Below are 2375 nucleotides of genomic sequence, written 5' to 3' on the forward strand. Positions count from 1 at the left end.
GGCGGGCCGGCGGGCCGGCGGACCGGCGGCGGGTCGGCGTGCCGGCGGGTCGGCGGGCCACCGGCGGGCGAACTCGAAGAAGTAGCGGCGACCGGACTACCAGGCGATGTCCTGACACCCGTGGTGATCACTCGGCTCGACCTGCAACGTCGCGTGCGCGATCCCGTACTCCTCGCGCAGCACGTCACGCGCGCTGTCCAGCACGCCGTGATGGTCGGACTGCGCCGCGGCGACGAGGTGTGCGGTCGCCACGTTCATCCCCGACGTCAGCGCCCACAGGTGCAGGTCGTGCACCTGCGAGACGCCGTCGATGCTCCCGAGCGACACGGCGACCGCCTCCGGGTCGATCCCCTCCGGGGCGTGCTGACCGAGCACGGCCAGCACCTGGCGCCCGAGCGTGAGCGCGCGGACCAGCACGAAGACCGCGATCAGCAGCGCGACGACGACGTCCCAGACCGGTTGGCCGGTGACCGCGATGAGCGCCCCGGCAACGATCACCCCGACCGAGCCGGCGGCGTCGGCGACCACCTCGAAGTACGCCCCGCGCATGTTGAGGCTCTCGCGCGACCCGCTGCGCAGCACGAGCATCGAGGCGACGTTGACCACCAGCCCGATCAGGCCGACGACGAGCATCGCCCCGGAGACGACCCGCGGCGTGTGCCCGAGCCGGCCGACGGCCTCGACCACGACGTACACCCCGACGCCCAGCATGATCAGCACGGTCAGGCCCGAGGCGAACACCTCGGCCCGGTAGGAGCCGTAGGTCCGTCGCCCGGTCCGGTCCGGGCGGGTGGCGATGCGTGTCGCGACCAGGCTCGCCCCGAGGGCGACGACGTCGGCGGCCATGTGACCCGCGTCGGAGATCAGCGCGAGCGACCCCGAAACCAGCCCGACGACGAGCTCGACGAAGAAGAACGCCGCCGTCAGGGCGAAGACGGACGCGAGACGGGTGCGGTGCCGCGCCCCGGCGTGCCCGCTCGCCGGGGGGCCGTGGCTGTGCCCGTGGCCGGCGCCCATCAGTGGGCCCCGTCGTGACGGGTGTGCTCGCGCGAGAGGTCGAGCAGCATCCGCACATGCGCGTCGGCGAGCCGGTAGTAGACCATCCGCCCGGACCGGCGGTGCTCGACCACACCGGCCGTCCGGAGCAGCCGCAGCGCCTGCGAGACGGTCGTCTCGGGCACCTCGACCGCGGTGGAGAGATCGCAGACGCACAGCTCGCCGGCCTCGAGCAGCGCGTACAGCATCCGGATCCGCTTGGGATCGCCGAGCAGCTTGAACAGCTGAGCAAGACCAGCGATCTCACCCGGTTCGGGGGCGTTCTCCAGGGCGAGCGCGACCTTCTCGGGGTCGACCGCGATCACCTCGCACGAGTCCAACGACGCAACCACGCTCATGGCATCTCCACATCTGTGTACTTGTGCAGATGTTATCGCAGGTCACGCGCGAGGGACGACGCGACAGCCCCCGTGAGGGCGGTCGCGCCGACCAGGAACCGCGAACGATCACACGGTGAACGAGCCGACGGCCAGCGCCAGCTCACCCGACATGGCGTGCAGCTCCTCGGCCGACGCCCGGGTCTTGCGGACCCCGGCGGACGTCTCGGTGGTGGCCGACCCGACGGCATGCATGCGCTCGGCGATGCGGTCCGACGCGGACGCGGCCGCACCGACGCTGCGGCTGATCTCCTCGGTCGTGGCGGTCTGCTCTTCCAGGGCGGCGGCCACCGTGGTCTGCAGCTCGTTGATCCGCTCGATCACGGTCCGGATCTGGTCGATGGCGTCCACCACGTCGCCGGTGTCCTGCTGGATCGCCTGCACGCGCTTGATGATGTCGTCGGTCGCCCGGGTCGTCTCGTTGGCCAGCTCCTTGACCTCCCCCGCGACGACGGCGAACCCCTTGCCCGCTTCCCCGGCCCGCGCCGCCTCGATCGTGGCGTTCAGGGCGAGCAAGTTGGTCTGCCCGGCGATCGAGGTGATCACGTTGACGATGCTCATGATCTCCGCCGAGCTGTCGTTGAGCCTGCGCACCCGGGCATCGGTCGCCTGCGCCCGATCGACCGCCTGCTGCGCCACCTGGGCCGCCTCGTGCGCATGGGAGGCGATCTCCCGGATGGACACGCTCATCTGCTCGGTCCCCGAGGCGACGGTCTGCATGTTCCCGTTGACCACCTGCACCTCCACGGTCGCGCCCTCCACCTGGTTCGTCGCATTGCCGGCCGCGCGGTCCATCTCGGCACTGCCGTCCTGGAGCCGGGTGACCGAGCCGTTCAGGGTCCCCAGGCTCTGGGCCACCTGAGTCACCACCTCGCGCATCCCCCGCGTGGCGGCGCCCGAGGCGACCACCATCTGCGCGAGCTCGTCGGTGCTCGACATGGC

General features: G+C 71.5%; 3 protein-coding genes. All 3 read right to left on the reverse strand.

Annotated elements, in window-relative coordinates:
- Positions 1-96: 96 nt before the first annotated feature.
- Positions 97-1017 carry a cation diffusion facilitator family transporter gene (locus tag VIM26_RS19950; protein ID WP_331954492.1) on the reverse strand — a complete coding sequence of 307 codons (921 nt, stop codon included), beginning with the start codon at positions 1015-1017 and terminating at the stop codon, positions 97-99.
- The gene (locus VIM26_RS19955; RefSeq protein WP_331954494.1) at positions 1017-1394 is read right to left on the reverse strand and encodes a metalloregulator ArsR/SmtB family transcription factor; all 378 of its coding nucleotides are present in this window, start codon (positions 1392-1394) and stop codon (positions 1017-1019) included. The genes VIM26_RS19950 and VIM26_RS19955 overlap by 1 nt, the downstream gene beginning before the upstream one ends.
- Positions 1395-1502: 108 nt before the next feature.
- The coding region (locus VIM26_RS19960) for a methyl-accepting chemotaxis protein (RefSeq protein ID WP_331954496.1) at positions 1503-2375 on the reverse strand (873 nt) is incomplete at its 5' end.

Origin of the sequence: Pengzhenrongella sp. (assembly GCF_036565025.1) — a bacterium.
GTDB lineage: Bacteria > Actinomycetota > Actinomycetes > Actinomycetales > Cellulomonadaceae > Pengzhenrongella.